We start from the raw sequence: 26537 nt of genomic DNA, 5'->3' as shown, positions 1-26537 counted from the left end.
GGAGGTGTAGACGTACACCCCGGACCGCTCGGCGGGGTGGTACGCGGCGAGCGGCGGAACGACCGCGGGGGCCCGTGCCCCGGCCTCTCCGTGTTTTTTCTCGGCGGGGTGTCGATCCGGCTCGGTCGCGTTCGTCGGTGGGGTGTAGGAAGCTCATCGAGGACCGGGAGGACCCATGAAATACATGCTGCTCGTGTGCGGCGACGACACCGCCGACGGCTCCGGGATGGCACCCGTGGAACCCTGGGTGGAGGAGCTGGGCGACCGTAACGTACGACTGCACGGTCACCGGCTGGCGCTGCCCGCCGAGGCCGTCACCGTGCGGGTGCGCGGCGGTGAGGTGCTGCGCACCGACGGGCCGTTCGCGGAGACCAAGGAGTACGTCGCCGGATTCGACATCCTGGAGTGCGACACCCTGGAGGAGGCCGTCGAGGCCGCCGCGAAGCACCCCGTGGCCACCATCGGCGCCATGGAGGTCCGCAGGTTCTGGGACGACGAGGACGCCGAGGCGGAGATCCGCGCGCTTGACGCCGAACTGACCGAGGCGGCCCGGGAACGGGACGTCGATCGCGCGCTGGCCTGCTACGCACCCCATGCGGAGGTCTTCCACCTCGCAGACGGCCACGAGCGGCAGGGCCTCGACGCCCACCGCAAGGCACTGCGGGACCTGTTCTCGTCGGTCACCGGGCCGGTGACCCGCGAGGTGCGGGACCTGCGGGTCCAGGTGGACGAGAGCATCGGCTTCGCCCACTCCCTCGTACGCCTGACCGGCACCCGCACCGACGGCACCCCGCTCGACGAAACGCTGCGCGTGACCACCGGCTACCGTGACTTCGGCCTGCGCCGGCTGATCACCCACGAGCACACCGTGTCCCTGAAGGAGGCGTGATGAAGTACGTCCTGTTGTTCTGCTCCCCGGCCGGGGACGAGGAGCGGAGCCCGGCGGAGCATGCCGACGACCCGCGTTTCGCCGCCTACTTCGAGGAGGTGCGGGCGGGCCGGGTCACCGGAGGTGCACGGCTGCGGCCCTCCACGGACGCCACCACCGTGCGTGTCCGGGGCGACGAAGTGCTGCTCAGCGACGGGCCGTTCGCGGAGACCAAGGAATACCTCGCAGGCATCGCCTTCATCGACGTCGCGGACCTCGACGAGGCGATCGCCCTGGCCGCGAAGCATCCGGCCGCCTCCGACGGCGGCTCGGTCGAGGTGCGGCCGGTCTGGGAGTGAACGTGCCGGACGTCGAGGAGGCGGTCGCCGCCGCCTTCCGCGAGGAGTGGGGCCAGGTCGTCGCCACCCTGATCCGGGTGACCGGCGACTGGGACCTCGCGGAGGAGTGCGCGCAGGACGCCTTCGCCCAGGCACTCGACCGGTGGCGGCGCGACGGAATTCCGCGCCGCCCCGGCGCCTGGCTGACCACGACCGCCCGCAACCGCGCCCTCGACGTCCGGCGCCGGGAGGCGGTCGGGGCGGCGAAACTGCGGGAGGTCGCGGTGCTGGGGCGGGACGAGGGACCGTACGACCCGGAGTACGACGGTGACGACAGCGGCGTCGAGGACGACCGGCTGCGGCTGGTCTTCACCTGCTGCCACCCCGCGCTGCCCATCGAGGCCCGGGTCGCCCTGACGCTGCGCACGCTCGCCGGGCTGACCACCCCCGAGATCGCCCGCGCCTTCCTCGTCCCCGAGGCGACCATGGCGCAACGGCTCGTGCGCGCCAAGAAGAAGATCCGCAACGCCGGTATCCCGTACCGGGTGCCGCCCGCGCATCTGCTGCCCGAGCGGACGTCGGGCGTACTGGGGGTGGTCTATCTCCTCTTCAACGAGGGGTACGCGGCCACCTCGGGCGCCGAGTTGGTCCGGACGAACCTGTGCGCGGAGGCGATCCGCCTGGCCCGCGTGCTGGCCCGCCTGATGCCGGACGAGCCCGAAGTCCTGGGCCTGCTGGCCCTGTTGCTGCTGCACGACGCCCGCCGCCGTACACGCGTGGACGCGGCGGGCGAGTTGGTGACCTTGGAGGACCAGGACCGTACGGCGTGGGACCGGGCCGAAGTCGACGAGGGCGCCGACCTGTTGGAGACCGCGCTGCGCCGGGGCCGCCCCGGGCCGTACCAGATCCAGGCCGCCATCGCCGCCTGCCACACCACCGCGCCCACGGCCGGCGACACCGACTGGGCCGATATCGCGGGCCTGTACGGCGAGTTGGAGCGATTCGTGCCCTCCACAGTGGTGCGCCTGAACCGGGCAGTGGCCGTGGGTATGGCCGAACACCCGGACGCGGGACTGGAGTTGGTGGCCGAACTGGAGCGGTCGGGCGAACTGGCCGACTATCACCTACTGCCCGCGACCCGGGCCGATCTGCTGCGCCGCGGCGGCCGTACGGCGGAGGCGGCTGTCGCGTACGAACGGGCGCTGGAGTTGGTGGAGAACGCGGCGGAGCGAAGGTTTCTGGAGAGGCGGCTCGCGGAGTGCCGATCCGGGTAGGGGCCGTTCGTCGGTGGGGTGAAAGCGGCCCATGACACCGGAGGTTCCGATGGCCGCCCTCGCACTGGGCGGTTGACCGGGGACCGTCCTCAGCGGACGTCGAGCAGGCCGGCGAGGAGTTGGAGTCGCTCGGCGTCGAGGCTGCCCTCGGCGGCGGTGCAGACCATGAGCGCGGGGCCGGGGTTGCCCGGTATCGGGTAGGCGTCCCAGTCCAGGTTGAGTTCGCCGACCCGGGGGTGGTTGAGGCGCATCTGGCCGCGGGTCGGTTCCTCCACGTCGTGGAGGGCCCACAGGGCCGCGAACTCGTCGCTGCGGACGGCGAGTTCACCGACCAGCTCGATGGCGCGCGGGTTCCCCGGATCGGCGGCGACCTGCGTCCGCAGCATCCCGATCAGCTCCGCGACGGTGGCCGCCCGGTTCGGGCAGGTCCGGTCGGCCTGGGGGTGCAGGAACAGTGCCAGCATGTTCCGTTCCTTCTGGGGCTGACGGGTGAAGTCGCCCAGCAGGGCGCCGCCGAGCGGGTTCCAGGCCAGCACGTCCAGGAAACGGCCGACGACCAGCGCGGGCGAGCTCATGCCGTGCAGCAGTCGCAGCGTGGTGTCCGGTACGTCCTCCGGCTCGTACGGACGCGGGCTGCGGGCCGGGGTGCGTGCGGCGGCGGCGAGGCTGTGGAGGTGGCGGGTCTCCTCGGCGGAAAAGGTGAGGGCGCGCGCGAGAGCGTCCAGGACCTGTTCGGAGGGGCGTACGTCGCGTCCCTGCTCCATGCGCTGGTAGTAGTCCGAACTCACCCCCGCCAGCAGGGCCAGTTCCTCGCGCCGCAGTCCCGCGACGCGCCGTCTCGGGCCGGGTTCCAGGCCAACGTCCTCCGGCCGCAGCCGAGTTCGGCGGGTGCGCAGGAACTCCGCGAGTTCGCGTCGGGGATCGTCGCTCATGGCGTGGGAGGAGTCGTTCATCGCGCCAGTATGCCGTTGGCAGGGCCCGCGAGGGTGGGTCTGCCAGACCCAGGAAAAGGAGAACGACCGTGATTCCGCGCGCGGGGTCCAGCATCGGATCAACCACACAGCGGGCCACGGAAGGAACAGCGACATGAAGGCCGTTCAGATCACGGGTTTCGGCACGGCGGACGTACTGCGGGTCAACGAGGTCGACCGGCCCACTCCCGGCGCGGGTGAGGTGCTGGTGTCGGTCGAGGCGTCCAGCGTGAACGGGCACGATGTGATCGTCCGGGCGGGGGAGTTGAAGATGGTGTCGGGGCGCCGGTTCCCGATCGGTGTGGGGCTGGACTTCGCGGGCACCGTCGCCGCGACCGGTGCCGGTGCGGAGGGCTACCGGGTGGGGGACCGGGTGTGGGGCATGGTGCACCCCCGGCAGCGGCACTCCATCGCGGGGGCGGCCGAGTACGTCGTGGTCTCCGCGGAGCGCATCTCGCACGCCCCGGCGGACCTCTCGTCGGTCGAGGCGGCCTCCCTGGTGGTCGCGGGTTCCACGGCGCTGATCGCGCTGCGCGACAGTGTGCGCCTGGTGAGCGGAGAGAAGGTCCTGGTCCGGGGCGCGGCCGGCGGAGTCGGCACGGCCGCCGTGCAGTTGGCGCATGCGATGGGCGGCCATGTGACCGCGCTGGCCCGCGACCGCCACGCCAAGATCCTCACCGAACTCGGCGCCGACGAGGTCCTGGACTACGGCTCCACCACCTCGGACCAGATCGGGCCGTTCGACGTCATCGTCGACACCGTCGGCACGGAACTGCACTGCTACCGCGGCCGGTTGGCCAAGGGCGGCCGGATGGTCACCGTCGGGCTGTCCCCGTCCGCCATTGCCGCGATCGCCGCGTCGAGCGTGCACGGTTCCCGCCGCATCCGCACCTTCAGCGCCAACCCCGAGACCCCCGTGCTGCGCGACGTGGCCGGCCATGTCACGTCGGGGGCACTGCGCCCGGTGATCGACAGTGTGTACCCGCTCGCGGACATCGCCGCGGCGCACCAGGCGTTCGAGCGCGGCGGCGTCGTGGGGAAGCACGTGGTGACGGTGCCGCGCAGCTCCGTCTGACGGAGTCCGGTCAGCGGGGATCGGTGCGCAGGTCGATGCCACGGTTGTGGGCGTCGGCGGTCACGATCCGCGTCGCCATCCGCGACAGCCGCTTCCGGTCGGTTCCGGGAAGCGGCTCGACGCACCTCTCGATCCGCTCGGCGAACTGAGCGGCGACCTGCTCCACGAGCTGTCGGCCGGCGTCGGTGATCGACACCTGGAACGAGCGGCGGTCGACGGTACTGGCCGTACGGGTGACCAGACCCCGGCGCTGCGCCCGGTCGACCAGGCCCGTGATCGAGGACTTGTCGAGGCCGAGGTGCCGGCCGAGCTGGTTCATCGTCGGCTCCCGGTCCCGCAGTATCCCGAGCATCCGGGTCTGGACCACCGACAGGTCGTACTGCCCCGCGATCTCGGCCAGGGCGCTCTGCACCAGGAACGAGAGCTGGGCGAGGCCGTCGACCAGACCGAGATCCTCGTCTGCGGACGACGGCACGGGCGACGGTGCGGGCGGGGGCGGCATGTCGTGGGATGAAGTCACCCCCCGATCCTACTTGCAAAGGTACGTGGCACCTACTAATTTGATTGGTGTCACGAACTAAAACCTTCGTGGCACCCGCTAAATCCTTTGTGTCACGTATCAAACCCTTCGCGTCATGTACCGAACCCCTTGTCCGCGCATCACATCCGAGGAGAGCAGTCATGGACATCCACGCCGCCGTCGTCAGCTCATTCGGCACCCCGCCCCGCTACGAGCCCTTCGGCCTGCCCGCGCCGACCGACGAGGACCAGGAAATCGTCGACGTCCTCGCCGTGGGGCTGCACCCCCGAGTGCGCACCGGCGCGTCGGGCAGCCACTACACCAGCACCGGGAAGCTGCCGATGGTGCCGGGTGTCGACGGGGTCGGCCGGCGAGCGGACGGCCGCCTGGTGTACTTCGTCGCCGACGACGAACTGGCCGGCCCGATGGCCACCCGGACCGTCATCGACAGCCGCCACAGCATCCCGCTCCCCGACGGCGCGGACGTCGTGAAGATCGCCGCGGGGATGAACCCCGCCATGTCGTCCTGGGTGGCGCTGCGCCGCCGCGTCCCGATCGAGGCCGGGCAGTCGGTGCTGATCCTCGGCGCCACCGGCAACGCCGGACAGATGGCCGTCCAGGTCGCCAAGCGGCTCGGCGCCGGGCGGGTCGTCGGCGCCGGACGTGACCGGGCTCGCCTGGCGGCCCTGCCGGGAATCGGCGCGGACGCGACCGTCGCGCTCACCGACGACGCCGACGCAACCGCGACGGCGCTGGCCAAGGAGGCCGCCGAAGTCGACCTGGTCATCGACTACTTGTGGGGCAAGCCGGCCGGTGACGCGATCATGGCGGTGCTGCGAGCCCGCGCCGACCGCGGCCGCGCCCTGAACTGGATCCAGATCGGCGCCATGGCGGGCCCCACCATCGAACTCCCGTCAGTGGCACTGCGCTCGGCCAACTTCCGCCTCCAGGGCAACGGCCAGGGCGCCGTGTCGACCAGGACGTACCTGGAGGAACTCCCGTCCCTGGTCGACGAGATCGAGAGCGGCGGCATCGCGGTCACCGCCAAGGCGGTACCCCTCGCCGACGTCGAGAGCGCCTGGAACGCGCCCGAGATCCCGGGCGTACGCACCGTCCTGGTGCCCTGACCCCGGCAGGACCGTCATGCAGTCCGTACTGGAATTACCCAAGGAGCTCGGAGCCATGTCCCACACCACAGACACCGACGTCGTCATCTGCGGCACCGGCGCGGCCGGTTTGACCCTCGCCCTCGACCTCGCCCGCAGGAACATCGCCTTCCTGCTGATCGACAAGGCGCCGCAGCCGTTCGTCGGTTCCCGCGGCAAGGGCATCCAGCCCCGCAGCCAGGAGGTCTTCGAGGACCTCGGTGTGATCGACCGGATCGTCGCCTCCGGCGGCGAGTATCCCGTCCAGCGCATCTACACCGCCGACGGGCCCATCGACCAGGTGGGCGTGGAGATGTCGGAGCCGACGCCGGAGGAGCCGTACCAAATACCGCTGCTCGTACCGCAGTTCCTCACCGAGCGTCGGCTGCGCGAGCGGCTCGCCGAACTCGGGCACGCCCCGCACTACGGCCACGAACTCGTCGGCTTCGAACAGGACGCCGACGGTGTGACCGCGCGGATCGCCACCCCGGACGGCGAACAGACCGTACGGGCCGCCTACTTGATCGGTGCCGACGGCGGATCGAGCTTCGTCCGCAAGGCACTTGGCATCGGCTTCCCCGGCAAGACCCTCGGCGTACGGGCGATCGTGGCCGACGTGTACGTCGACGGCGTCTCGACGGACGCCTGGCACCGCTGGGGGGAGGACACCGCCGGGCAGGTCTCGATGTGCCCGCTCTACGGCACCGACATGTTCCAACTCCAGGCCCCCGTCCCCTTCGACGTCGACCTGGACCTCTCGGCTGAAGGACTCACCGCGTTCTTCCGCGAACGCACCGGCCGCGACGACGTCGTGATCCGCTCCGTGTCCTGGGCGTCCGCGTTCCAGATGAACGCCCGGCTGGCCGACACCTACCGGCGCGGGCGGGTGTTCCTGACCGGGGACGCGGCGCACTGCCACCCGCCGACCGGCGGGCAGGGCCTCAACACCAGTGTCCAGGACGCCTACAACCTCGGCTGGAAGCTCGCCGCCGTGCTCGACGGCGCCCCGGAATCCCTGCTGGAGACGTACGAGCAGGAACGCCGGCCCATCGCCGAAGCCGTCCTCGGCCTGTCCGAGAAGCTGCTCGAAGCGGCCAAGAACCGCGACATCCACCGGGGCCGCGAGGTCAGTCAGCTCGACCTCGGCTACCTGAACTCGTCCCTGTCGTTGCACACCCCCGAGCGTGACAAGGGCGTACTGGCCGGCGATCGCGCGCCCGACGCGCCCGTCACCGGCGCGGGCGGTCTCCCCACCCGCCTGTTCAGCCTGTTCCAAGGGCCCCACTGGACCCTGCTCGGCCACGACGTCGACGACGCGTCGGCCCCGGCGGCGCGCCCCGGCCTGCACATCCACACCATCGGCGCCCGGGGCGACATCGTCGACAGCGGCGACCGCGTCCACAGCGCCTACGGACTGTCCGCCGAGCAGTGGGTGCTCGTCCGCCCGGACGGATACGTCGCCGCCGTGGTCGACACCGCCGAACTCCCCGCCGTAGAAGCCTATTTGGACGCCGTCGGCGTCCGCCCCGTCGCGGCGACGCGACCCACCACCACGGAAGCGAGCACCGACATGCCCACGGAGACCTCGTCCGGCAGCACCGGCACTCCCCGCACCCGACGGGAGCACCGACAGGCCCGAACCGCCGCCGAGCAGCGGCTCGCCACCGCCCAGCGCGAACTCCACCAACTCTCGCGCCAGGTCCAGCGCGACCTGCGCAGCGTCCGACGGCACGGCGAGACCACCGCCATCGTCGCCCGCTCGAACTTCGCCGAACTCGCGGTCAAGAGCATCAACCGGCTGACCGCCAACCTCCGCACCGACCGCACCGATCAGTAGCGCCCCACTCCTCACCCACGACGGCCGGTGCCGCCCAGGACGCCGGCCGTCACGAGGCGTCGAGTGCGTTCGTGATCGCCTTCACCCCGCCGTGCGCGGCGTACCCGCCGTCGACCGTGATCTCCGCGCCGTTGACGTACGACGCCTCGTCCGACAGCAGATAGACGACCAGCGGCGCCACCTCATCGACGGTGCCCGCCCGGCCCTGCGGGGTCAGTGACAGGTGGGCCTGGACGAACACCGGGTTCGCGGACGCCATCAACGGGGTCTCGATGTAGCCGGGGTGGATCAGGTTCGTACGGATGCCGCGCGGGGCCAGCTCCAGCGCGGCCACCTTCGACAGGCCGCGCAACGCCCACTTGCTGGCCGTGTACGCGACCGCGTGATGCGCGGTGAGGCCCGCGACCGAGCCGACGTTCACGATGGACGAACCGGCCGGCATCAGCGGAGTGAGCGCCTGGATGCCCAGCAGTGCGCCCGTGGTGTTGACCGCGAACGCCCGGTTCCAGTCGGCGAGTTCGACCGAACCGAGGCGGGCGCGCATGGGGATTCCGGCGTTGTTGACCAGGCCGTGCACTTCGATGAGGGTAGCCGCGAGGTCCGCCCAGTCGTCCTCGGACGACACGTCCAGGTGCCGATAGGTCACGTCGAGGCCGTCGCCCCGAAGTGACACGGCGAGCTTCTCGCCCGCCTCGTCCAGGACATCGGTCGCGATCACCGTGGCCCCCTCCCGGGCGGCGGCCGCCACCTCGGCGGCTCCCTGGCCCTGCGCGGCCCCGGTGACGACGACGGTACGACCGGCCAGACGCGTGCGGCTCACGGTTCCTCCAGGGGGTGCGGGCTGACTCCCGTCCACGCTAGGAAGCCGGGGTCAGCTCCGGAAACGCACCATCGGCATGGGTGGCATCCGCGCCGGCGATCTCCCGCACCACCGGGTCGTCCAGCGACGCGCCCACCTTGCGGACCGTCTCCCGCAGCCAGCGGTGCGCCGGGTCCGCGTGCCGGTTGTGGTGCCAGTACATGGCCTCCACCAGCGGTACGTCCGGGAAGGGCGTCGGTACGACGGCACAGCGTGCGAAGCCCTCGTAGCGCCGGGCGAGCCGCTCGGGGACCACGGCGACCAGGTCGGTGCCGCCCACCAGGAACGGCAGCACGTTGAAACCGGGCGTGCTGACCTGCACCCGGGGCGTGATGCCGAGGGTCTCCAACTGGCGGTCGGCAGGCGTGAGTTTGCCGATGACGCACGCCGCGTGCGGCATCTCGGCGAGGTCGCGCAGCGAGAGCCGCCCGTCCACCAGACGAGGGTTGTCCGGGTCGACGAGGCACACGAACCGGTCGTGCATCACGGTCTCGCTGACACCGGGCAGCTGATAGCCGAGCGGCACGATCATCAGGTCGTGGCAGCGCAGATGGGTCTCCGTCTCCAGCTGCCCGATGACGATCGGATGGAAGTCGATCCGGATGCCGGGGGCCTCCTGCGCGAGGGCCCGCAGCAGCGGTTCCATGAACACCGTCATGACGTAGTCGGACATCACGACTGAGAACCGCTGCCGACTGCGCGACGGATCGAAGTGCCTGGTCAGCGACAGCGCCTCCTCCGCCTTGTGCAGGGAGGACTGGACGACCGGCAGCAGCCGCTCCGCGAGCGGGGTCAGCTCGTACTCGCGGCCCACCCGCACCAGCAGTTCGTCGTTGAAGTGCCGCCGCAGCCGGGCCAGGGAGCCGCTCATCGCGGACTGGCTGGTGGACAGCCGCACCCCCGCGTGGGTGACGTTCTTCTCCTCCAGGAGGGCTTCCAGAGCCACCAGAAGATTCAGGTCGATTGCTCCCAGACCCATGCGTGTGTCCTTCCGGCCGCGTCGTTGAAGCTCGGTGAGACCGGAGCGTAACGACCGGGTTCCCGCCGAGGAAGGGGCCGGGTGACAAGTCACAGGGATCCGATAGCTGCCATCGGATCCCCGGATGTGTGCAGGTCGGAAGGTATTCCGGCAGGACTGCGGCAAGCGCTACGGCCGAGGGGTCCGGCCGCGCTTGCGGGCGCGCGGCAGGTATACGTCCCTGCGGCCGGGCACGACACGGTTGGAGAGGGTGCCGAGGCGCTCCACGGTGAGTGTCACCTCGTCGCCGGGCTGGAGCGGCGGCGGGGTGCGTTCGCCGACCCGGCCCCAGAACTCGGCCAGCGCGCCCCAGCCGCAGGTGCCCGAGCCGAGGATGTCGCCGGGGCGTACCCAGGCGTCCCGGGAGGCGTAGGCGATCATCTCCTCGAAGGTCCAGGAGACGTTGGCGAGGGTGTCGCGGCCGATCAGCTCGCCGTTGAGGGTGACCGTCATCTCCAGGTCCAGGAAGCCGTCCGGGTCGCGCCGGTCCTCGACCTCGTCGGCGGTGACCAGACAGGGGCCCAGCGTGTTCGCGAAGTCCTTGCCCTTGGAGAAGCCGAGTCCGAGGTTCTTCTCCGGCTTCTGCAGATCGCGCGCCGACCAGTCGTTGAAGACCAGGTAGCCGACGATGTGCTCGCGCGCCCGCTCCGGCGTGAGGTCACGTCCGCCGCGGCCGATGACCACGCCGACCTCCAACTCGAAGTCGAGCACCGAGCAGCCCGCCGGGACCGGTACCTCGTCGTGCGCGCCGTACGCCGCATGGGGGTTGGTGAAGTAGAAGTTGGGCGCCCGGTACCACTCCTCGGGCACGTGCTCCAGCCCGTCCAGGGACTTCGAGACCCCCTCGATGTGCGCCTCGAAACCGACGAAGTCCCGGATGGACGGCGGCTTGAGAGGCGGCAGCAGTCGTACCTGATCCACCGTCAAGTCACTTGGTACGCGCAGTGCTTCGGTCCCGGCCGCGTGCAGCACGTCCTGCTCCAGCAGGGTCAGTACGGTGATGCCCTCGGGCAGCGGATGGATGGTCCCGTCGCGGACGGCCCCGGCGCGCTCCACGCCCTCGTACTCGTATGTCGCGAAACGCATCGCTCACTGCTCCCAGTGGTTGGTGTTGGTGACGGTGCCCGTGCTGAGGTAGCCGGCGAAGAGGCCCTTGGGGTCGTAGACGGCCCTGATCTCCCGCAGTCGGCGCCACTGTTCGTCGCCCATGAACCTCAACTGCCGCACGGTGAGGTCGGAGTCGCCGAGGTACTGGCCGGCGGTCACCGGCTCCATGTCCGCCATCGCCTCGTCCAGCCAGGCGCGCAACTCCGTGTCCCGTGCCGGGTCGTCGTGGATGACATACGTGGCGCAGTAGATCTCCGACTGCAACGAGAAGGCCATGTCGGGGAGTTGGCGCAGCGGGGCCATGGAGAACCAGATGGTGAAGGTCTGCCGGGTGGGCTGCTCGGTGAACGCCTTGCGGATCGCCGGGACGACCTCGTCGGCGGGGCCGGTCAGCCAGGCGTTGTCGACCAGGTAGCGGTGGCCCTCGGGGTTGGCGATGCGCTGTCCTGCCAACTGCTCAGCCAGCGTGGTCTGTTGGGCCTCCACACGGAACAGCGCCCGGTCCGCGTACGGGTTGGCGTGCAGCGGCGCCAGCGCCTCGGCGGCCTCGTCTGCGGTGTTGGTCATCGACACCCCCGTGACCAGCAGCACCGGCTCGTCCAGGTCGGGTGGTGTATGGGTGAGCGCGACGATCTCGACCAGGTCCGAGACCGTGTGGTGCATGCCGTGCAGCCAGGTCATGACCTCGTCGAACAGGTCGAGCGGATACGCGTGCACGGTGTGGCCCAGGTGCTTCGGCAGTGGGCGCGTGCGCAGATGGAAGCGGGTGACGATGCCGAAGAATCCCGGGCCCGCGCCGCGTGCCGCCCAGAACAGGTCGCTGTGGTGGGTCTCGTCGGCGCGGACCAACTCGCCCTCGGCGGTGACGACATCGATCGCCACGATGCTCTCCGCCGCCCAGCCCCAGCCGCGTGCGTTCCAGCCCTGCCCGCCCTGGAGCAGGAAGCCGCCGAGGCCGACGGAGGGGCAGTGCCCGCCGTTGAAGAAACGGCCGAACTCGCCGAGATACGGGTTGAGTTCGTCGCCGCCCTTCACACTGGGGGTCGCCGTCACGATCCCGGTCCCCGGGTCGTACGCCATCTCGCGGAAGCCCCCGAGGTCGATCAACAGCGCGTCCTGGCGCACCGACCACGCGGCCCAACTGTGCCCGCCGGAACGGACCGTGACCTGCCAGCCCCGCTCCAGAGCGAGCCGTACGCCTTCGACGACGTCCCGTTCCGACTCGGCCATCAGGACGGCTGCCGGTGAACGGTCGTTCGGGCGACGGGCGTTGAAGACCCGCCCGAAGCACGCCGTCTCGAAGTCCTCGTCGTCCGGGAGGTGGAGGGTGCCGGAGAAACGGTTGAGGTTCACGCCGGTACTCACTTGATCGCGATCGGGTTGACGGGGGCACCCACCGCACCGGTCACCGGCAGCGGGGCGGCGACCAGCAGGAACTCGAAGACGCCGTCGGCCGCGCAGTCCTCGGCCAGCGCCTCCAGATCCCACATCTCGCCCAGCGGGAGGCCCATGTTGGGGATCGCTATCTGGTGCAGCGGGGACATCGCGGGCTGGGGGAACTCGTACGGTCGTACCTCAAGTCCCCAGGTGTCGGAAGCGATCGCCGCGATCTCCGTACGGTGCAGCCAGCCGAGGGTGGTGAAGGAGAGACCGGGCGCGTCCCCGGCGGCGTAACCGCCCCACGCGCCGAGCCGCCGTACGCGGCCGAGTTGGCCGGTGCGGATCAGGACGAGGTCGCCGCGCCGTACGGAACTGGTCGCACCCTGCGCCTCGATCGTGGCCCGCAGGTGCTCTTCCAAGATGGGGAATCCGTCCGGGAGTTCACCGTGCTCGTCGCCGACCGCGCGGCCCACGTCGAGGAGGACGCCGCGGCTGGTGAAGGCCTCCTTCATGTGCTCGATGCCGGTGACCGAGTCGCCGTCGCCGTTGACGATGGTGCACGGACGGCCGTTCCACGCCTGCTTGTTGTCGTAGATGTGGCCGAGGCCGTCCCACTGCGTGGAGGCCTGCAACGGCATCAGGACGTGGTCGTCGGCACCGCCGAAGCCGTGCGGGAAGCCCTGGGTGCCGGCCGCCGCGTCGGAGCCGGTGTCCTTCATGTAGTGGACCGGGTTGATACGGCCGCGGAAACCGCGCTGCGGCCCGGACTCGTTGAACTCCTGGGCGAGCGAGAAGGACCGCCCGCGCCGCACCAGGCCCACCGCGTGGGCGCGGATCGCGTCGTCGATGAAGTTGAGCGTGCCGAGCACGTCGTCCTCACCCCAGCGGCCCCAATTGCGGTAGGCGGAGCGGGCCTTGGCGAGCTCCTCCTCGATCGGACCGAGGGCACCGGCGGTCATCGTGTACGTCCTTTCAGCAGCAGGTCGAGGGCGTTGCCCCCGGCGACGGCGGCCCGGTCGGCCGGGGTGAGCCCGGCCGCGTCCAGGCGGGCCACCGGGTCGTCGACGCCCATGTCGAAGGGGTGGTCGGTCCCGAGGACGACCCGGTCCGCGCCCACCGCCTCGACGAGGTGACGCAGCGCGCCCGGGGTGTACACCAGCGCGTCGAACCACATGCGCCGCAGATAGGCGCTCGGCAACTCGGCGCAGCCGCGCGCGTCCTCCCGTACCTGCCAGGCATGGTCCGAACGGCCGATGTACGTCGGCAGGTAGCCGCCGCCGTGCGCCGCCACCAGCTTCAGACGTGGGAAGCGGTCGAGGACACCGGTGAAGATGAGGTGGGAGAGGGCGACCGTCGTCTCCACCGGCTGACCGACCGTGTTTCCCAGGTAGTCGGTCGCCAGGCGTTCGCCGAGGGAGCAGCCCCAGGGGTGCACGAAGACGACCACGCCCAGCTCCTCGGCCCGCTGCCACACCGTGTCGTGCGCGGGGTCGGCCAGTTCGCGGCCGTCGACCGTCGTGGAGACACTGATGCCGTACAGGCCATGGTCGTTGACCGCCTGGTCCAGCAACGCGACCGCGAGGTCCGGGTGTTGGAGCGGGACGGTGCCCAGGCCGTACAGCCGCTCGGGTGCGACGGCGCAGTGGGCGGCCACGGCCGCGTTGACCGTACGGGCGAGTTGGATCGCCAGGTCGGCGTCCGCCCAGTAATGGTGCATCGGCATGGGGCCGACCACCTGGATGTCGACGCCCATCGCGTCGAGGTCCGCCAGGCGTGTCGTGACGTCCGTCAACTTTGGGGCCAGGCGGTGGAGTTGGGCGCGGTTGACGGCCAGGGACGCGGGGGAGTGGGCGCGCTGCTCGGCCGCGAGTTCGGCGGCGAGACCCGGGGTGCCCGCGATCAGGGCGTCGGCGGCGGGGACGGCGAGGTGGCCGTGGAAGTCGACCACGGGCGAGCTGTTCACGCCGCCGCCGTCAGGTTGTCGAGGGTCTCCGACATGATGCGGGCCGGGTCGGCGCCGGGCGTGCCCGGGTGGATCTCCCAGTCGGCGAGCTGGAGCGAGTTCTCCAGGACCATCCGCACCCGGGGCAGGCGCCGGTTCATGAAGCGGTCCAGGGCCTTCTCGGTCGGCTCGTCCGCCGTCACCAACTCCGCGAGCAGCACGGCGTCTTCCATGCACATCGCGGCACCCTGCGCGATCAGCGGCGGGCAGGCGTGCGCGGCGTCGCCGATGACCATCGCGCGGCCCCGGTGCCAGGGCTCGTCGACGAGGATCGCCTCGATCCAGCGGTGGTCGACCACCGTGTCGTCGGGCAGCGAGGCGAGGATCTTCCCCCAGGTGCCGCCGTACCCGGCGCCGCGTTCGCGTAGCAGGGCGAGGGGGGCGCGGGGGCCGATGAGGGTGGTGTCGAGGTTCTCGTCGAGGAGGTAGGCGTAGCACTGGTCGGGGGAGATCGGGCTGTAGCCGGCCTTGAAGCGGGGCCCGCCGTAGTACACCTCGGCGCAGTCCATCTCGGCCGGGCGCTCCGCGACGACCCGGAAGATCGACATGCCGACGGGACGGGGCTCGGCGTCGATGCCGATCAGCTCGCGCATCGCCGAGTTGATGCCGTCGGCGCCCACGACGAGGTCGTAGCGGCCGGTCGAACCGTCGGAGAAGGCAACGTCCACATGGTCCGGCGACCGGTCGAGCCGGTCGACGCTCAGCCCGAGGCGGACCCGCACCCCGTGCGCGTGCACCGCGTCGCACAGCGCGTTCTGCAGATCCGAGCGCAACGCCCCTGCTGTGGACGGAAGTTCGGGCCCGCCGGTGTGCGGGGTGTCCAACTCGGTGATCAGCCCGCCGTCGGCGCGGCGCAGCCGCATGATGTCGAACGGCACCGCCCGGGCCAACACCCGGTCCAGGACACCCACGGAACGCAGCGCCTTGAGCGCGTTGCCCTGAAGGGTGATGCCATGGCCCACACCGAACCACTGCGGAGAGATCTCGACGAGCTCCACCTCGGCGCCACGCTGGGCGAGTGCGAGACACAGCACGCTTCCGGTGATGCCGCCGCCGACGACGAGCACCTTTTGTACGGGCATGGGCGATCCTTGCGAACGTAGACGAAGACTGACGTCAGACCGGGAAGCGGGCACCGAGTTCACGGAAGTGTTCGACGGCCGGAGGCGCGGCGAAGAACGGTCCGACCAGGGCCCGCCAGCGCCCGAAAGCCTCGGACTCCCGGAAGCCGACCGTGTGGGCCTCGACCGACTCCCAGCCGACCAGCAGCAGGAAGACCGTCGGCCGCTCCGCACCGCGCAGCAACTCGGCCCAGCGGAACCCGTCGGCCTCGGCCAGCACCTCACGGGCCTTGCCGAACACCTCCGCGAACTCCCGCTCACGACCCGCCTCGACGGTCAGCTCGGCATGCTCGACTATCACGTTCTTCTCCTCGGGCCTCTCCTCGGGAAAGCGGGTGCTCCGAGCCTGCGTGGGCGGCCGACGCAGGGTCAACGGATCGAGGCATCGCCAAGGGGGACGTCATGCATCCCGTACGGCGATGGACCAGCGGTTCAGCCGTCCGGCGGGCCGGCGATGGCAGGCATCGCGGATCGCCATTTCCGCCGCGCGCCGAGGCTGCCTAGCGTCGAGGGCGAGCCCCCACCCGTACGAGGAGAGCGCCGTGCCCGATCAACTGCCCACCCACGCCGGACCGTTCGCGCTTGGCACGTTCGCCGCCGAGGGCGACGGCTTCCCCGGCCTGGTCACCGGGGCCCGTGTGCGTGACCTCTCCGACCTCGTGCCGTCCGTACGCGCGCTCGTCGAGGACTGGGACAGCTGGCTGCCCCGACTCGACGGCCTGGCCCGGTCCACCCAAGGGACCTGGCACGACCTGGCCGCACTGCGCGTCCTGACACCGATCGAGCCCGGCCAGATCCTGCAGAGCGGCGCCAACTACCGCAAGCACGTGGTCGATCTGGTCGCCGCCGAGGAGGAGAGCGTGCACGGCGCCACCCCCGAGGAGGCCCGCGCCGACGCCGAGTCGATGATGGACGAACGTGCCCGCAACGGAGTGCCGTACGTCTTCCTCGGCTCCCCGCGCGCGATCTGCGGCCCCTACGACGACATCGTGCTCCCCGCGCTCGGCGAACAGCACGACTGGGAACTCGAACTCGCCCTCGTCATCGGCAAGTCGGGCAAGAACATCGCGGCCGAGGACGCCATGGAGTACGTCGCCGCCTACACCATCAGCAACGACCTCACCACCCGTGACCGCCTCTACCGGCCCGACCTCAAGGCCATCGGCACCGACTGGTTCACCGCCAAGAACGCCGACACCTTCCTGCCGACCGGGCCCTTCCTGGTACCGGCGGCCTTCGTCGGAGACCCCGGCGACCTGCGGATCACCCTGCGCCACAACGGAGTTGTCCGCCAGGACGAGTCCACCAAGGACATGATCTTCGACATCCCGCGCCTCATCGCGTACGTCTCCACGACCACCACCCTGCGCCCCGGCGACCTGCTGCTCACCGGTTCCCCGGCCGGCAACGGCGCGCACTGGGGCGTCTTCCTGAAGCCCGGCGACGTCGTCGAGTCCGAGATCACCGGCCTGGGCCACCAGCGCAACACCGTCAGGAGCCACGCATGAGCTTCCAGCCCATCACCCATCTGCGCCATGTCGACCTGGCCGTACCGGACTTCGCCCGCCAGCGCGCCTTCTACGGCACCACCTGGGGCCTGACCGAGGTCGCAGGCGACAGCGGTGTCGCCTTCTTCGCCGCCGAGGGCAGCCCCGAGCAGTACATCGTCCGCATCCGCGAGGACGAACGGAAGCGGATGGACCTGATCGCCTTCGGTGCCGTCTCACCGTCCGTCGTGGACGAGTTGCACGGGCGGCTGGGGCGGGACGGGATCCAACTCATCGGTGAGCCCGGCGTGTTGGACACGCCGGGCGGTGGCTACGGCTTCCGGTTCTTCGACCCGGACGGGCGGGTCGTCGAGGTCTCGGCGGACGTCGCCACCCGCACCCACCGCAAGATCGAGGAGCGCGAGGCGATCCCCGTCCGGCTCTCGCACTGCGTGGTCAACTCCCAGGACCCGGAAGGGCTGCGGGACTTCTACGTCGAACACCTCGGGTTCCGGCTCACCGACACCCTGTACTCGACGCACATGGGCGACCTCATGTACTTCCTTCGGTGCAGCCCGCTCCACCACTCCTTCGCGATCGCCCGGGGCCCTCATGTCTCCCTGCACCACGCCTCGTTCGAGATGCGCGGGGTCGAGGAGTACATGCGCGGCACCGGGCGGGCGCTGCGCGCCGGGACCCGGCTCACCTGGGGGCCGGGACGGCATCTCGCGGGCGACAACACCTTCTCGTACTTCCATGACCCGCACGGCAACACCGTCGAGTACACGACCGAACTCGCCGTCCTCGAAGAGGACTTGTGGCACCCGGGCCGCCATGACGTCGACGACCCGATCACCCAGGACCAGTGGGGCACCGCCGACCCGATGAGCGAGTCGGTCGCCAAGGAGCAGTTCAACGACCCCGACGTGCTGTTTGTGGCGCCTCCTGTCTGACACCCGTCCGGCACCTCCGTCTGACATCTCCTCTGTCGCGAACCACCCGCAGAAAGGCCGCAGTTGTGGCAACGATTCTGAAGCACGCCGTACCCAGGGCGGAGGTCGCCGCCTCGCTCGACCAGGTGCGCGAGACCGTGACCGGCGTCATCGCGGACATCCGTGCGCGCGGCGACGAGGCGGTGCGCGCCTACTCCGAGAAGTTCGACAAGTGGAGTCCCGACTCCTTCCGGCTCTCGGATGAGGAGGTCGGGAAGATCGTCGCGTCGGTGCCGCAGCAGGTCATCGACGACATCCGGTTCGTGCAGGACCAGGTGCGCACCTTCGCCCGCCACCAGCTCGACTCCTTGCGGGAGTTCGAGGTGGAGACCCTGCCGGGCGTGAAGCTCGGGCAGAAGCACATCCCGGTGCAGGCGGCGGGCGCGTACATCCCGGGTGGCCGTTACCCGCTCACCGCCTCCGCCCACATGACCATCGTCACCGCCAAGGTCGCGGGCGTGCCCCGGGTCGTCGCCTGTACGCCGCCCATCCACGGCGAGATCCCGGCCGCCACCGTCGCCGCCATGCATCTCGCCGGCGCCGACGAGATCTGGCTGCTCGGCGGGGTGCAGGCGGTGGCCGCCATGTCCGTCGGCACCGACACGATGCGGCCCGTGAACCTGATCGCCGGGCCGGGCAACGCCTATGTCGCCGAGGCCAAGCGGCAGTTGTTCGGGGAGGTCGGCATCGACCTGTTCGCCGGGCCGACCGAGATCCTCGTCCTCGCCGACGACGAGGCCGACCCGTTCGTGTGCGCCGTCGACCTGCTCTCCCAGGCCGAGCACGGCCCGGACTCCCCGGCCGTCCTCATCACGACCTCCCGCGAGGTCGCCGAGAAGACGATCGCCGAGGTGGAACGCCTCCTGCCCGGCATGCCCACCCGCGACTTCGCCGGGCCCGCCTGGCGCGACCACGGCCAGGTGCACGTCGTCGACTCCCTCGACGAGTTGTACGCCCTCGCCGACGAGTTCGCCTTCGAGCACGTGGAGGTGCTGACCGCCGAACCACGCCTCGCGCTGGAGCGGATGACCCAGTACGGCGCCCTGTTCCTGGGCGAGGGCACCTGTGTGTCGTTCGGCGACAAGGTCATCGGCACGAACCATGTGCTGCCCACACGTGGTGCCGCGCGCTACACCGGCGGTCTGTGGGTGGGGAAGTACCTCAAGACGGTGACCTACCAGGAGGTCACCGACACCGACTCCCAGGCACTGCTCGGCCGACTGTGCGGGCGGGCGGCCCGCGTCGAGCTGTTCGAGGGCCACGCGCGCTCCGGCGACGTACGGGCCGCGAGGGCCGCGGGCGACGAGTTGCCCTGGAACACCGCGTGACCTCGGAACACCGCATGACCCCTGACCGTCGCGTGACCTCGGACCGCCGTATGCCCCTCGACGGGCGTACGGCACTGATCACGGGCGGCGGCGGACCGCTGGGGCGCGCCTTCGCGCTGGCCCTCGCGGACGTCGGTGCCCGGGTCATCCTCGTCGGCCGCAACGAGACCGCGCTCGCGGAGGCGGCGGCACAGGTGGAGAAGGACGGCGGACAGGCCCGTAGGGGAGTGTGTGACGTCTCAGACCCGGCGGCCGTCGACGCGCTGGCCGCCCAACTCGCCGACGTGGACGTGTCGTTGCTCGTCAACAACGCCGGAGTCGCCGGTCCTGTACGGCCGTTGGTCGACATCGAGCCGGGCGAGTGGGACGACGTGTTCGCCGCCAACGTCCGGGGCGTGTATCTGATGTGCCGGGCCTTCCTGCCGCCGATGCTCGCGGCCGGGCGCGGTGACATCGTCAACGTCGCCTCGGTCAGCGGCAAGCGCCCGCTGCTCAACCGCACCCCGTACACCGCCTCCAAGATGGCGCTGCTCGGCCTGACCCGGACGCTCGCCGGGGAGGTCGGACCGCAGGGGATCGCGGTCAACTCCCTTTCCCCGGGCCCGGTCCGGGGCCCGCGCATGGACCGCAACTTCCGGCTCACCGCCGAACTGACTGGCTGCACGCTCGCCGAGGCCGAACGCGACTTCGCCTCCCGGGCCGCCCTCGGCCGGCTCGTCGAGGAGCACGAGGTCGCGCAGGCGTTGGTGGCGATGCTCGCGATGCCCGGCCTGTGCGGGGCCGACATCGACCTGTCGGCGGGAATGATCGCCCCGGCGTAGCCGAACAGGGCGCAGGAAAGGGTGAGGTGGACGGCCGACGAGCCGCCCGCCTCACCGTCGTGCGCACGGGCACGGACTCGCTATGACGACTCTGTGTGACCGCCATGGAATGGTCGGCGTGATCCGAGGCATCGGGCTCGAATATGTGTGTGCCGCCCGCCTACTCCCTGGTTCTTGTGGCTGCTTCACTCCCTCGTGCGCACCTTCGGTGCCTCCGCCGGGCCGTCCGCACCTCGCGTTCGACGGCCGGCCGGTCACACTGCGCAACGGCGCATCGATCCCTGGGAAGGCAAGCAATGACGCTGATCACCCGACGCTCGGTCCTGATCGCCGGTACCGCCACGGCCGGAGCCGTACTGGTGCCGGCGGTCTCCGCCAACGCCGCGCCGACGGCCACCACGGCCGCGAAGGCCACGAAGGCTTCGGGCAAGCGGATCTCGGTCGGATCCGGTGAGACGTACACGGTCTCCGCGACCACCCGCGTGAGCGAGCTGTCCATCGCCGACGGCGGCACGATCGCCGCCCCGGACGGCTCCAGCCTCTCCCTGACCGTCGACGGAGTGGAGACCGGCCAACTGCTCACCGCCACCGGCGCCACGGCCACCCTGATCCAGGCCGGCACCTATCGGGGCGACGTCGTCCTGACCGTCGCCGCGGCCAACGAGGTGACGTACGAGACGCTCACCTTCCAGTTCCGGCAGGCGGTGTACGTCGACGGCGACGGCGTGGTCAAGGACAAGTCCGTCCTCGCGGCCGTCCTCGGCGGCAAGCTGACGGACGCCTACGCGAGGAACGTGTCGATCACCTCGACCGGCGAGTGCTTCGACGGCGTGTACGTCCAGGACGCCACCTACACACTCGACCGGCCCGCCATCTCCCTTACCGGCAACGGCCGTTGCGACTTCGCGGGCTACGGCGCCGCAGTGGTCGGAGACGGTGCGTCGACCACGCTGGTCGTGGACGGCGCCCGGATCGACACCAAGGGAGTCGTCCGCACCGCCGTCATCGCCGACGACGGCGCCAACGTCATCGTCAAGGACTCCGTCCTCCGCGCCCGCAACGGCATACTCCCCGCCGACTACCAAGCCACCGTGGAAACCCCGTACATGGAGTCTGTGCCCTGGATGCTCGGCCTCGACGGCAACGTCCGCGCCACCAACCTCATCGGCAAGAACAGCAAGGCCACCTACCTCAACTCCACGATCTTCTCCGAGACTTGGGGCGCCCTGTCGGTCGAGGGCGGCAGCGGACTCAAACTGACCGCGATCAACAGCCACTTCGGCAACACGGGGGAGTACGGCTACGGCACCTACGCCATCGGTGACGCGACCGTGCGGGTGCTCGGCTCGCGGCTCGACGTCGGCAGCTACGCGACCATCATCGCGGGCCCGGCCGCGGTCGTGCACTACGGCGACAGCACCAGGGACGCCGTCGCCGCGCTCAACACCGAGCTGGAACTCGGGCTGTCCAAGGCCGAGTTGGCGTCGACAGCAGTGCGCAACACCGTCGTGAACTCCGGGCACTTCGGCTACATGTTCTTCGGCGCCGGTCAACTCACCCTCGACGGCGGCACCGTGATCAACTCCGACCGGGCCACCTTCCTCAACAAGGGCCAGCAGACCACGATCAGCGTCGACGGCTCGCAGGGCGCCCGGCTCAACCCGCGCGACGGGATCATCCTCCAGATGATCGAGCTGGACGACCCGGGCCCGGTCCCGGTCAACGGCAAGATGATGAACATCGGCGTCTACACCGAGCCCACCGGCGACCCGACGAAGGACGCGAGCTTCGACCCGACCGCCGTCCACGCCACCGACGGAGCCGCCACCTTCAACTCCATTGAATTGAAGGGCGACTTCTACAACGGCATGCGCAAGGGCAAGAACATGGTCCTCACCTTCGAGGGCTCGCGTGTCGAGGGCGTCATCTCCGCGTCGCAGGCCAAGCACCGGGTGTCCAGCATCGACGCGTCGACCTTCTACGAGCTGGGCATCGTCACCAACACCGTGCGGGCCGCCGTCAACAACGGTGCGATCGTGCAGCTGAACAGCGGCTCGACGTGGACGGTCACCGGCACCTCGTACCTGACCCGGCTCGCCCTCGCCGCCGACGCGACCGTCAGGGCACCCCGGGGCAAGAAGGTCACGCTGACGGTCGACGGGACGGCCACGGCCATCACGCCGGGCCGGACCTACACGGGCGCCCTCGCGCTGAGCGTCGCGTGAGCCACGGCGGAGGCGCGGGACTCACCCGAGCCGCGCCTCCGCCTCCTTCGCGATCTGCTCGAACTGCGCGCCCATGGCCGCCTGGAGAGCCTGCGCGCCCGACAACGGACGGACCATGACCGTCAGTTCGTCGATCAGGCCCTCCTCGTTGACGTGGATGAAGTCGCAGCCGGTCAGCTCCCGGTCGCCGACCCGCGCGGCGAACACCAGCGCGTGGTCGTTGCCGTCCGGGTCGCCGATCTCCCGTACGTACCGGAAGTCCTCGAAGACCCGCGCCACCCCGCGCAGGATCGCCGCGGTGATCGCCTTCCCCGGGTACGGCTTGAACACGACCGGGCTGGTGAAGACCACGTCCTGGGCCAGCAGCGCCTCGACGGCGTCCATGTCCTGCGCCTCGACCGCCTCACGGAACGCACGCATCGGCTCACCTCTTAGTCAATTAGTTGAGTAGGTGTGGATGAGACTAATCAACGGCTGTTAGCGTGTCCACATGTCCCTCAAGTACGCGGTGCTCGCGGCCCTCCTGGAAGGGGAGGCCTCGGGCTACGAGCTGGCCAAGGTGTTCGACGTGTCGCTGGCGAACTTCTGGCCCGCGACACCGCAGCAGCTCTACCGCGAACTGGAGCGCCTCGCGCAGGACGGGCTGATCGAGGCACGGGTCGTACAGCAGGAACGCAGGCCCAACAAAAGGATGTTCACGCTCACCGAGGCCGGCCGGCGCGACCTCGACACCTTCGCCGCCGAGCCGCCCCGGCGCCCCACCGCCATCCGCGACGAACTCCTCATCAAGATCCAGGCCATGGACGGCACCGACCCCGCGGTGACCCGCGAGCTGATCGAGGAGCGCAGGTCGTGGGCGCGCGGCAAGCTCGACCGCTACGAGCGCGTACGGGATCACCTCCTCGGCGGTCTGACCGAGGAGGAGTACCTCCGGGACGCCGACCGCATCGGGCCGTATCTCACGCTCATGGCCGGGATCACCTTCGAGGAGGAGAACCTGCGCTGGTGCGAGCGCGTTCTCGCGATCCTGAAGCAGCGGGTTGCCCTAGGCTGACCCGGATGTTCAGCCCCGAAGGCCCCAGTCTGCGTGAACTCGCCGTCCAGGCACTGTCGTCCGTCGAGCACGGCTACGACCTCCTCGCGCCCAAGTTCGACCACACCCCCTTTCGCACACCGGCCCCGCTGCTCGACGCGGTCGCCACGATGCTGCGACGCGTCGGCCCCTTCGACGACGGACTCGACCTGTGCTGCGGCACCGGCGCGGGCGCCGACGCGCTGACGAAGGTGTGCCAAGAGAGCGTCACCGGCGTCGACTTCAGCGCGGGCATGCTCGCGGTCGCACGGGAGCGTGTGAGGAGCAGCGAACCCCGTGTCTCGTGGGTGCGCGGCGACGCCCGGGCCCTTCCCTTCGCGGCCGCCTTCGACCTGGTGGTGAGCTTCGGGGCGTTCGGCCACTTCCTGCCCCGCGAACTGCCGGGGCTGTTCTCCCAGGTCCACTCCGTGCTGCGGCCCGGCGGCTGCTTCGCCTTCCCCGTCGTCGCGCCGCCGCACCCCACATCCCCGGCGTACTGGATGCTGTCCGGCTTCGACGCGGTGATGAAGGTACGCAACGCCGTCTGGCGACCGCCGTTCGTCATGTACTACCGGGACTTCCAACTCGGTTACGTCCGCTCGGAGTTGGAACGGGCCGGATTCGACGTCGACCTCTACGCCCTGCCCGAGTTCGGGGAGCGCGGTGACGGCAGCCCGCGGGTGCGCATGGTCGCGGCGCGTCGCCGGTGATCCCGCCATTGTCGCGGCCTGGGCGATCTCCTACGCTGAAGGGCGTGGGGGCAAGAGTGCTGTCCGGGAACGGAGTTGTGCATGCTCAGCAAGGGTGAAGCCGGCGAAGCGGTCCGTCAGGCCAAGGTGAAGACCGGTGTCACATGGGCCCAGTTGGCCGAGGCCGTGGGGCGACCGCTCGCGTGGACCACGGCGGCCCTGCTGGGCCAGCACCCCATGTCCAAGGACGAGGCGGCGACGGCCGCGGCCCTTCTCGAACTCGGTGAGGACGCCGCCCTCGCCTTCCAACTCCAGCCGACCCGGGGCGCGTTGGACGCGGCCGTGCCCGTGGACCCCACCATCTACCGGCTCTACGAGGTCGTCCAGGTCTACGGCCCCACCATCAAGGAACTGATCCACGAGCAGTGCGGCGACGGCATCATGAGCGCCATCAACTTCCGCCTCGACGTCAGCCGCGTGCCCGACCCCGCCGGTGACCGGGTCGTCATCACCCTCGACGGCAAGTACCTGCCGTACCAGTGGGAGTGAGCGGGTCCAGAACTCGCCGGTTCACCTTGGTGGTTGCCGTCAGCGGCTCCGGCCGGAGTTGAGCCGGGCGGCCTGGCGGGTCAGATGGTCGCGCTCGGCGAGGTTGGGGGCCTTGCGCGCCGCCTCCGCGTACAGCCGGGCCGCCGTCCTCAGGTCGCCGTCGCGTTCGTGGAGGTAGGCCGCCACCGCGGTGTGCCGGGGCAGCGAGGTGTCCAGGGGCGCGAGCGCGGCCAGACCGGCGCGCGGGCCGTCGGCCTCGCCCACGGCGACCGCGCGGTTGAGGCGGACGATGGGGCTGTCGGTGATGCCGGCGAGTTCGTCGTACCACTCGACGATCTGCACCCAGTCGGTCTCCTCGGCGGTGGGCGCGTCCGCATGCAGGGCCGCGATCGCGGCCTGTGCCTGGAACTCGCCCAACCGGTCGCGGGCGAGGGCGACTTGGAGGATCGTGACGCCCTCGGCGATCGTCGAGGTGTCCCACCGGCCGCGGTTCTGTTCGGCGAGCGGGACCAGGCTGCCGTCCGGCGCCGTCCGGGCGGCGCGCCGGGCGTGGTGGAGCAGCATGAGCGCGAGCAGGCCCGCGACCTCGGGGTGGTCGATCGCGGCGGCGAGCTGCCGGGTGAGCCGGATAGCCTCGGCGGCGAGGTCGACATCGCCGGAGTAGCCCTCGTTGAACACGAGGTAGAGGACGCGCAGCACGGTCGCGACATCGCCGGGCTGGTCGAAGCGCACATCGGAGACGGTGCGCTTGGCCCGGCTGATCCGCTGCGCCATCGTCGCCTCGGGCACCAGATAGGCCTGCGCGATCTGCCGGGTGGTGAGCCCGCCGACGGCGCGCAGCGTGAGCGCGACCGCCGACGACGGCGTCAACGACGGGTGGGCGCACAGGAAGTAGAGCTGGAGCGTGTCGTCCGTCGCGGGCGTGGGGCCGGGCGCCGGCTCCTCGTCGAGGCGGTCCTCACGCCTACGGCGGGCGGTGTCCGCCCGCGTCGCGTCGAGGAACCGCCGCCAGGCCACCGTGACCAGCCAGCCCTTCGCGTCCCGCGGCGGATCGTCCGGCCAGACCCGGACCGCCTCGACCAGCGCGTCCTGTACGGCGTCCTCGGCCGCCGCGAAGTCAGCTCCGCGGCGGACGAGGATGCCGAGCACACTCGGCGTGAGGCTCCTCAGCAGGACATCGTTCACTTGAAAGTGCACTCCGTGGTGGTGGAGTGCACGCCCAGGAACGGCCGCAGCTCCAGCCATTCGTGGATCGGCTTGCCACCGGCCCCTGGGGCGGCCGACAGCTCACCGGCCAGCTCCACCGCGCGCTCGTAGGTGTCGACGTCGATCACCATCCAGCCGGCGATGACGTCCTTGGTCTCGGCGAACGGGCCGTCGGTGACCGGCGGGCGCCCCTCGCCGTCGTAGCGGACGAACGTCCCCTCGGAGGAGAGCGCCTGGCTGTCGACGAACTCGCCGGTCTTCTCCAGCCGGGCCGCGAAGTCGTTCATGTACTGGATGTGGGCGGAGATCTCCTCGGGCGTCCACCGGTCCATGGGGACGTCGTTCACGGCGGCGGGGGCGCCGCGGTAGTGCTTCAGCAGCAGGTACTTGGCCATGGTCGTTCTCCTCGGTGCTGGTACGACCCATTGTGGTCGCGTTCACCTCGGGGACGGAGCAGGGCGCGGGTTCTCGACATCGACGGCGGATTTTCTTTCCGCGAGTTTCGCGAGTTCTGCGGGGGAGGGCGGAAAGGGAGGTGTGGTCACTCCTCTTCCCTTCTTAACGTATAGCGCACCGGGGGGCTTGCGGCAAGGCCCCCGTCGTGCCGCAGAATGTCCGGCCTGAGGCCACGACCTGCGGAAACGGGAGTCGCG

General features: G+C 70.5%; 27 protein-coding genes and 1 pseudogene. 14 read left to right on the top strand and 14 right to left on the bottom strand.

Annotated elements, in window-relative coordinates:
- Positions 1–81: pseudogene (locus tag ACFWP5_RS11805) on the bottom strand (RidA family protein); the annotation flags it as partial.
- A gap of 94 nt (positions 82–175) precedes the next feature.
- Here ACFWP5_RS11805 and ACFWP5_RS11800 point away from each other — a divergent pair.
- The 3 genes from ACFWP5_RS11800 to ACFWP5_RS11790 are packed head-to-tail and all read left to right on the top strand — an operon-like array spanning position 176 to position 2480.
- Positions 176–889 carry a YciI family protein gene (locus ACFWP5_RS11800; RefSeq protein ID WP_384154006.1) on the top strand — a complete coding sequence of 238 codons (714 nt, stop codon included), beginning with the start codon at positions 176–178 and terminating at the stop codon, positions 887–889.
- Positions 889–1227, top strand: a complete 339-nt coding sequence (locus tag ACFWP5_RS11795) for a YciI family protein (protein ID WP_384154004.1) — start codon at positions 889–891, stop codon at positions 1225–1227. Before ACFWP5_RS11800 ends, ACFWP5_RS11795 begins: the two co-directional genes overlap by 1 nt.
- The gene (locus ACFWP5_RS11790; protein ID WP_384154002.1) at positions 1224–2480 is read left to right on the top strand and encodes an RNA polymerase sigma factor; all 1257 of its coding nucleotides are present in this window, start codon (positions 1224–1226) and stop codon (positions 2478–2480) included. Before ACFWP5_RS11795 ends, ACFWP5_RS11790 begins: the two co-directional genes overlap by 4 nt.
- Positions 2481–2569: 89 nt before the next feature.
- On the opposite strand, the gene ACFWP5_RS11785 is transcribed toward ACFWP5_RS11790, so the two are convergent.
- A complete protein-coding gene (locus ACFWP5_RS11785; RefSeq protein WP_384154000.1) occupies positions 2570–3433 on the bottom strand; it encodes a helix-turn-helix transcriptional regulator in 864 nt (287 codons plus the stop codon).
- A 133-nt stretch (positions 3434–3566) separates the two neighbouring features.
- On the opposite strand from ACFWP5_RS11785, the gene ACFWP5_RS11780 reads away from it, so the two are divergent.
- The gene (locus tag ACFWP5_RS11780) at positions 3567–4526 is read left to right on the top strand and encodes an NADP-dependent oxidoreductase (protein WP_384153998.1); all 960 of its coding nucleotides are present in this window, start codon (positions 3567–3569) and stop codon (positions 4524–4526) included.
- A 10-nt stretch (positions 4527–4536) separates the two neighbouring features.
- On the opposite strand, the gene ACFWP5_RS11775 is transcribed toward ACFWP5_RS11780, so the two are convergent.
- A complete protein-coding gene (locus ACFWP5_RS11775) occupies positions 4537–5046 on the bottom strand; it encodes a MarR family winged helix-turn-helix transcriptional regulator (RefSeq protein ID WP_384153996.1) in 510 nt (169 codons plus the stop codon).
- A gap of 161 nt (positions 5047–5207) precedes the next feature.
- Here ACFWP5_RS11775 and ACFWP5_RS11770 point away from each other — a divergent pair, with 161 nt between their 5' ends.
- Both ACFWP5_RS11770 and ACFWP5_RS11765 read left to right on the top strand, forming a co-directional pair.
- A complete protein-coding gene (locus tag ACFWP5_RS11770) occupies positions 5208–6173 on the top strand; it encodes a zinc-binding dehydrogenase (RefSeq protein ID WP_384153994.1) in 966 nt (321 codons plus the stop codon).
- 55 nt (positions 6174–6228) lie between these two features.
- Complete coding sequence (locus ACFWP5_RS11765; RefSeq protein WP_384153992.1) at positions 6229–8028, top strand: FAD-dependent oxidoreductase; 1800 nt, start codon at positions 6229–6231, stop codon at positions 8026–8028.
- A 49-nt stretch (positions 8029–8077) separates the two neighbouring features.
- Here the strand turns inward: ACFWP5_RS11765 and ACFWP5_RS11760 are convergent, their stop codons facing one another.
- From ACFWP5_RS11760 to ACFWP5_RS11725, 8 genes are all read right to left on the bottom strand, one after another.
- Positions 8078–8848, bottom strand: a complete 771-nt coding sequence (locus ACFWP5_RS11760; protein WP_384153990.1) for an SDR family NAD(P)-dependent oxidoreductase — start codon at positions 8846–8848, stop codon at positions 8078–8080.
- Between the two features lie 37 nt (positions 8849–8885).
- The gene (locus ACFWP5_RS11755; RefSeq protein WP_384153988.1) at positions 8886–9866 is read right to left on the bottom strand and encodes a LysR family transcriptional regulator; all 981 of its coding nucleotides are present in this window, start codon (positions 9864–9866) and stop codon (positions 8886–8888) included.
- A 168-nt stretch (positions 9867–10034) separates the two neighbouring features.
- On the bottom strand, positions 10035–10991 hold the full coding sequence (locus tag ACFWP5_RS11750; RefSeq protein WP_384153986.1) for a fumarylacetoacetate hydrolase family protein: 957 nt from the start codon (positions 10989–10991) through the stop codon (positions 10035–10037).
- A 3-nt stretch (positions 10992–10994) separates the two neighbouring features.
- A complete protein-coding gene (locus tag ACFWP5_RS11745; RefSeq protein ID WP_384153984.1) occupies positions 10995–12365 on the bottom strand; it encodes an FAD-binding oxidoreductase in 1371 nt (456 codons plus the stop codon).
- An 8-nt stretch (positions 12366–12373) separates the two neighbouring features.
- Positions 12374–13351, bottom strand: a complete 978-nt coding sequence (locus ACFWP5_RS11740) for a cyclase family protein (RefSeq protein ID WP_384153982.1) — start codon at positions 13349–13351, stop codon at positions 12374–12376.
- Positions 13348–14355 carry an amidohydrolase family protein gene (locus ACFWP5_RS11735; protein ID WP_384153980.1) on the bottom strand — a complete coding sequence of 336 codons (1008 nt, stop codon included), beginning with the start codon at positions 14353–14355 and terminating at the stop codon, positions 13348–13350. The genes ACFWP5_RS11740 and ACFWP5_RS11735 overlap by 4 nt, the downstream gene beginning before the upstream one ends.
- Entirely contained in the window at positions 14352–15476 is a 1125-nt protein-coding gene (locus ACFWP5_RS11730; protein WP_384153978.1) for an FAD-dependent monooxygenase, read from the bottom strand. The genes ACFWP5_RS11735 and ACFWP5_RS11730 overlap by 4 nt, the downstream gene beginning before the upstream one ends.
- A 34-nt stretch (positions 15477–15510) precedes the next feature.
- Positions 15511–15816, bottom strand: a complete 306-nt coding sequence (locus ACFWP5_RS11725; protein WP_384153976.1) for an antibiotic biosynthesis monooxygenase family protein — start codon at positions 15814–15816, stop codon at positions 15511–15513.
- A gap of 241 nt (positions 15817–16057) precedes the next feature.
- On the opposite strand from ACFWP5_RS11725, the gene ACFWP5_RS11720 reads away from it, so the two are divergent.
- The 5 genes from ACFWP5_RS11720 (at position 16058) to ACFWP5_RS11700 (ending at position 22368) form a co-directional block, all read left to right on the top strand.
- Complete coding sequence (locus ACFWP5_RS11720) at positions 16058–17023, top strand: fumarylacetoacetate hydrolase family protein (protein ID WP_384153974.1); 966 nt, start codon at positions 16058–16060, stop codon at positions 17021–17023.
- On the top strand, positions 17020–17955 hold the full coding sequence (locus ACFWP5_RS11715; RefSeq protein WP_384153972.1) for a VOC family protein: 936 nt from the start codon (positions 17020–17022) through the stop codon (positions 17953–17955). The genes ACFWP5_RS11720 and ACFWP5_RS11715 overlap by 4 nt, the downstream gene beginning before the upstream one ends.
- A 65-nt stretch (positions 17956–18020) precedes the next feature.
- Positions 18021–19322, top strand: a complete 1302-nt coding sequence (hisD, locus tag ACFWP5_RS11710) for a histidinol dehydrogenase (RefSeq protein WP_384153970.1) — start codon at positions 18021–18023, stop codon at positions 19320–19322.
- A gap of 14 nt (positions 19323–19336) precedes the next feature.
- Positions 19337–20143, top strand: coding sequence for an SDR family NAD(P)-dependent oxidoreductase (locus ACFWP5_RS11705; protein ID WP_384153968.1), 807 nt, complete (start codon positions 19337–19339; stop codon positions 20141–20143).
- 296 nt (positions 20144–20439) lie between these two features.
- Positions 20440–22368 (top strand): hypothetical protein, encoded by a 1929-nt coding sequence (locus ACFWP5_RS11700; RefSeq protein WP_384153966.1) that lies wholly within the window; start codon positions 20440–20442, stop codon positions 22366–22368.
- 21 nt (positions 22369–22389) lie between these two features.
- Here ACFWP5_RS11700 and ACFWP5_RS11695 read toward each other — a convergent pair whose 3' ends face one another.
- Positions 22390–22788, bottom strand: a complete 399-nt coding sequence (locus ACFWP5_RS11695) for a nuclear transport factor 2 family protein (RefSeq protein WP_384153964.1) — start codon at positions 22786–22788, stop codon at positions 22390–22392.
- A 70-nt stretch (positions 22789–22858) separates the two neighbouring features.
- Between ACFWP5_RS11695 and ACFWP5_RS11690 the strand changes: the two genes are divergently transcribed.
- From ACFWP5_RS11690 to cynS, 3 genes are all read left to right on the top strand, one after another.
- Positions 22859–23422 carry a PadR family transcriptional regulator gene (locus ACFWP5_RS11690; RefSeq protein WP_384153962.1) on the top strand — a complete coding sequence of 188 codons (564 nt, stop codon included), beginning with the start codon at positions 22859–22861 and terminating at the stop codon, positions 23420–23422.
- A gap of 5 nt (positions 23423–23427) precedes the next feature.
- Entirely contained in the window at positions 23428–24150 is a 723-nt protein-coding gene (locus ACFWP5_RS11685) for a methyltransferase domain-containing protein (protein WP_384153960.1), read from the top strand.
- Positions 24151–24231: 81 nt separating this feature from the next.
- Positions 24232–24678, top strand: coding sequence for a cyanase (gene cynS, locus ACFWP5_RS11680; RefSeq protein ID WP_384153958.1), 447 nt, complete (start codon positions 24232–24234; stop codon positions 24676–24678).
- 39 nt (positions 24679–24717) lie between these two features.
- On the opposite strand, the gene ACFWP5_RS11675 is transcribed toward cynS, so the two are convergent.
- Positions 24718–25863 carry an RNA polymerase sigma factor gene (locus ACFWP5_RS11675; RefSeq protein ID WP_384153956.1) on the bottom strand — a complete coding sequence of 382 codons (1146 nt, stop codon included), beginning with the start codon at positions 25861–25863 and terminating at the stop codon, positions 24718–24720.
- Positions 25860–26279, bottom strand: coding sequence for a YciI family protein (locus ACFWP5_RS11670; RefSeq protein ID WP_384153954.1), 420 nt, complete (start codon positions 26277–26279; stop codon positions 25860–25862). Before ACFWP5_RS11670 ends, ACFWP5_RS11675 begins: the two co-directional genes overlap by 4 nt.
- Positions 26280–26537: the final 258 nt, after the last annotated feature.

The sequence above is a fragment of the Streptomyces sp. NPDC058469 genome (assembly GCF_042721125.1).
In the GTDB taxonomy this organism is placed as follows: domain Bacteria; phylum Actinomycetota; class Actinomycetes; order Streptomycetales; family Streptomycetaceae; genus Streptomyces.
The sequence above is the reverse complement of the archived record's forward strand: the minus strand, read 5'-3'. Positions and strand labels throughout refer to the sequence as shown.

What these genes read in the sequence shown, in the direction of transcription:
- ACFWP5_RS11785 (WP_384154000.1), bottom strand. Translation starts at nt 3,433, where the DNA reads ATGAACGACTCCTCCCACGCCATGAGCGACGATCCCCGACGCGAACTC.
- ACFWP5_RS11670 (WP_384153954.1), bottom strand. Translation starts at nt 26,279, where the DNA reads ATGGCCAAGTACCTGCTGCTGAAGCACTACCGCGGCGCCCCCGCCGCC.
- ACFWP5_RS11715 (WP_384153972.1), top strand. Translation starts at nt 17,020, where the DNA reads ATGAGCTTCCAGCCCATCACCCATCTGCGCCATGTCGACCTGGCCGTA.
- cynS (WP_384153958.1), top strand. Translation starts at nt 24,232, where the DNA reads ATGCTCAGCAAGGGTGAAGCCGGCGAAGCGGTCCGTCAGGCCAAGGTG.
- ACFWP5_RS11690 (WP_384153962.1), top strand. Translation starts at nt 22,859, where the DNA reads ATGTCCCTCAAGTACGCGGTGCTCGCGGCCCTCCTGGAAGGGGAGGCC.
- ACFWP5_RS11755 (WP_384153988.1), bottom strand. Translation starts at nt 9,866, where the DNA reads ATGGGTCTGGGAGCAATCGACCTGAATCTTCTGGTGGCTCTGGAAGCC.
- ACFWP5_RS11705 (WP_384153968.1), top strand. Translation starts at nt 19,337, where the DNA reads ATGACCCCTGACCGTCGCGTGACCTCGGACCGCCGTATGCCCCTCGAC.
- ACFWP5_RS11795 (WP_384154004.1), top strand. Translation starts at nt 889, where the DNA reads ATGAAGTACGTCCTGTTGTTCTGCTCCCCGGCCGGGGACGAGGAGCGG.
- ACFWP5_RS11730 (WP_384153978.1), bottom strand. Translation starts at nt 15,476, where the DNA reads ATGCCCGTACAAAAGGTGCTCGTCGTCGGCGGCGGCATCACCGGAAGC.
- ACFWP5_RS11740 (WP_384153982.1), bottom strand. Translation starts at nt 13,351, where the DNA reads ATGACCGCCGGTGCCCTCGGTCCGATCGAGGAGGAGCTCGCCAAGGCC.
- ACFWP5_RS11770 (WP_384153994.1), top strand. Translation starts at nt 5,208, where the DNA reads ATGGACATCCACGCCGCCGTCGTCAGCTCATTCGGCACCCCGCCCCGC.
- ACFWP5_RS11765 (WP_384153992.1), top strand. Translation starts at nt 6,229, where the DNA reads ATGTCCCACACCACAGACACCGACGTCGTCATCTGCGGCACCGGCGCG.
- ACFWP5_RS11695 (WP_384153964.1), bottom strand. Translation starts at nt 22,788, where the DNA reads ATGCGTGCGTTCCGTGAGGCGGTCGAGGCGCAGGACATGGACGCCGTC.
- ACFWP5_RS11700 (WP_384153966.1), top strand. Translation starts at nt 20,440, where the DNA reads ATGACGCTGATCACCCGACGCTCGGTCCTGATCGCCGGTACCGCCACG.
- ACFWP5_RS11685 (WP_384153960.1), top strand. Translation starts at nt 23,428, where the DNA reads ATGTTCAGCCCCGAAGGCCCCAGTCTGCGTGAACTCGCCGTCCAGGCA.
- ACFWP5_RS11750 (WP_384153986.1), bottom strand. Translation starts at nt 10,991, where the DNA reads ATGCGTTTCGCGACATACGAGTACGAGGGCGTGGAGCGCGCCGGGGCC.
- ACFWP5_RS11780 (WP_384153998.1), top strand. Translation starts at nt 3,567, where the DNA reads ATGAAGGCCGTTCAGATCACGGGTTTCGGCACGGCGGACGTACTGCGG.
- ACFWP5_RS11800 (WP_384154006.1), top strand. Translation starts at nt 176, where the DNA reads ATGAAATACATGCTGCTCGTGTGCGGCGACGACACCGCCGACGGCTCC.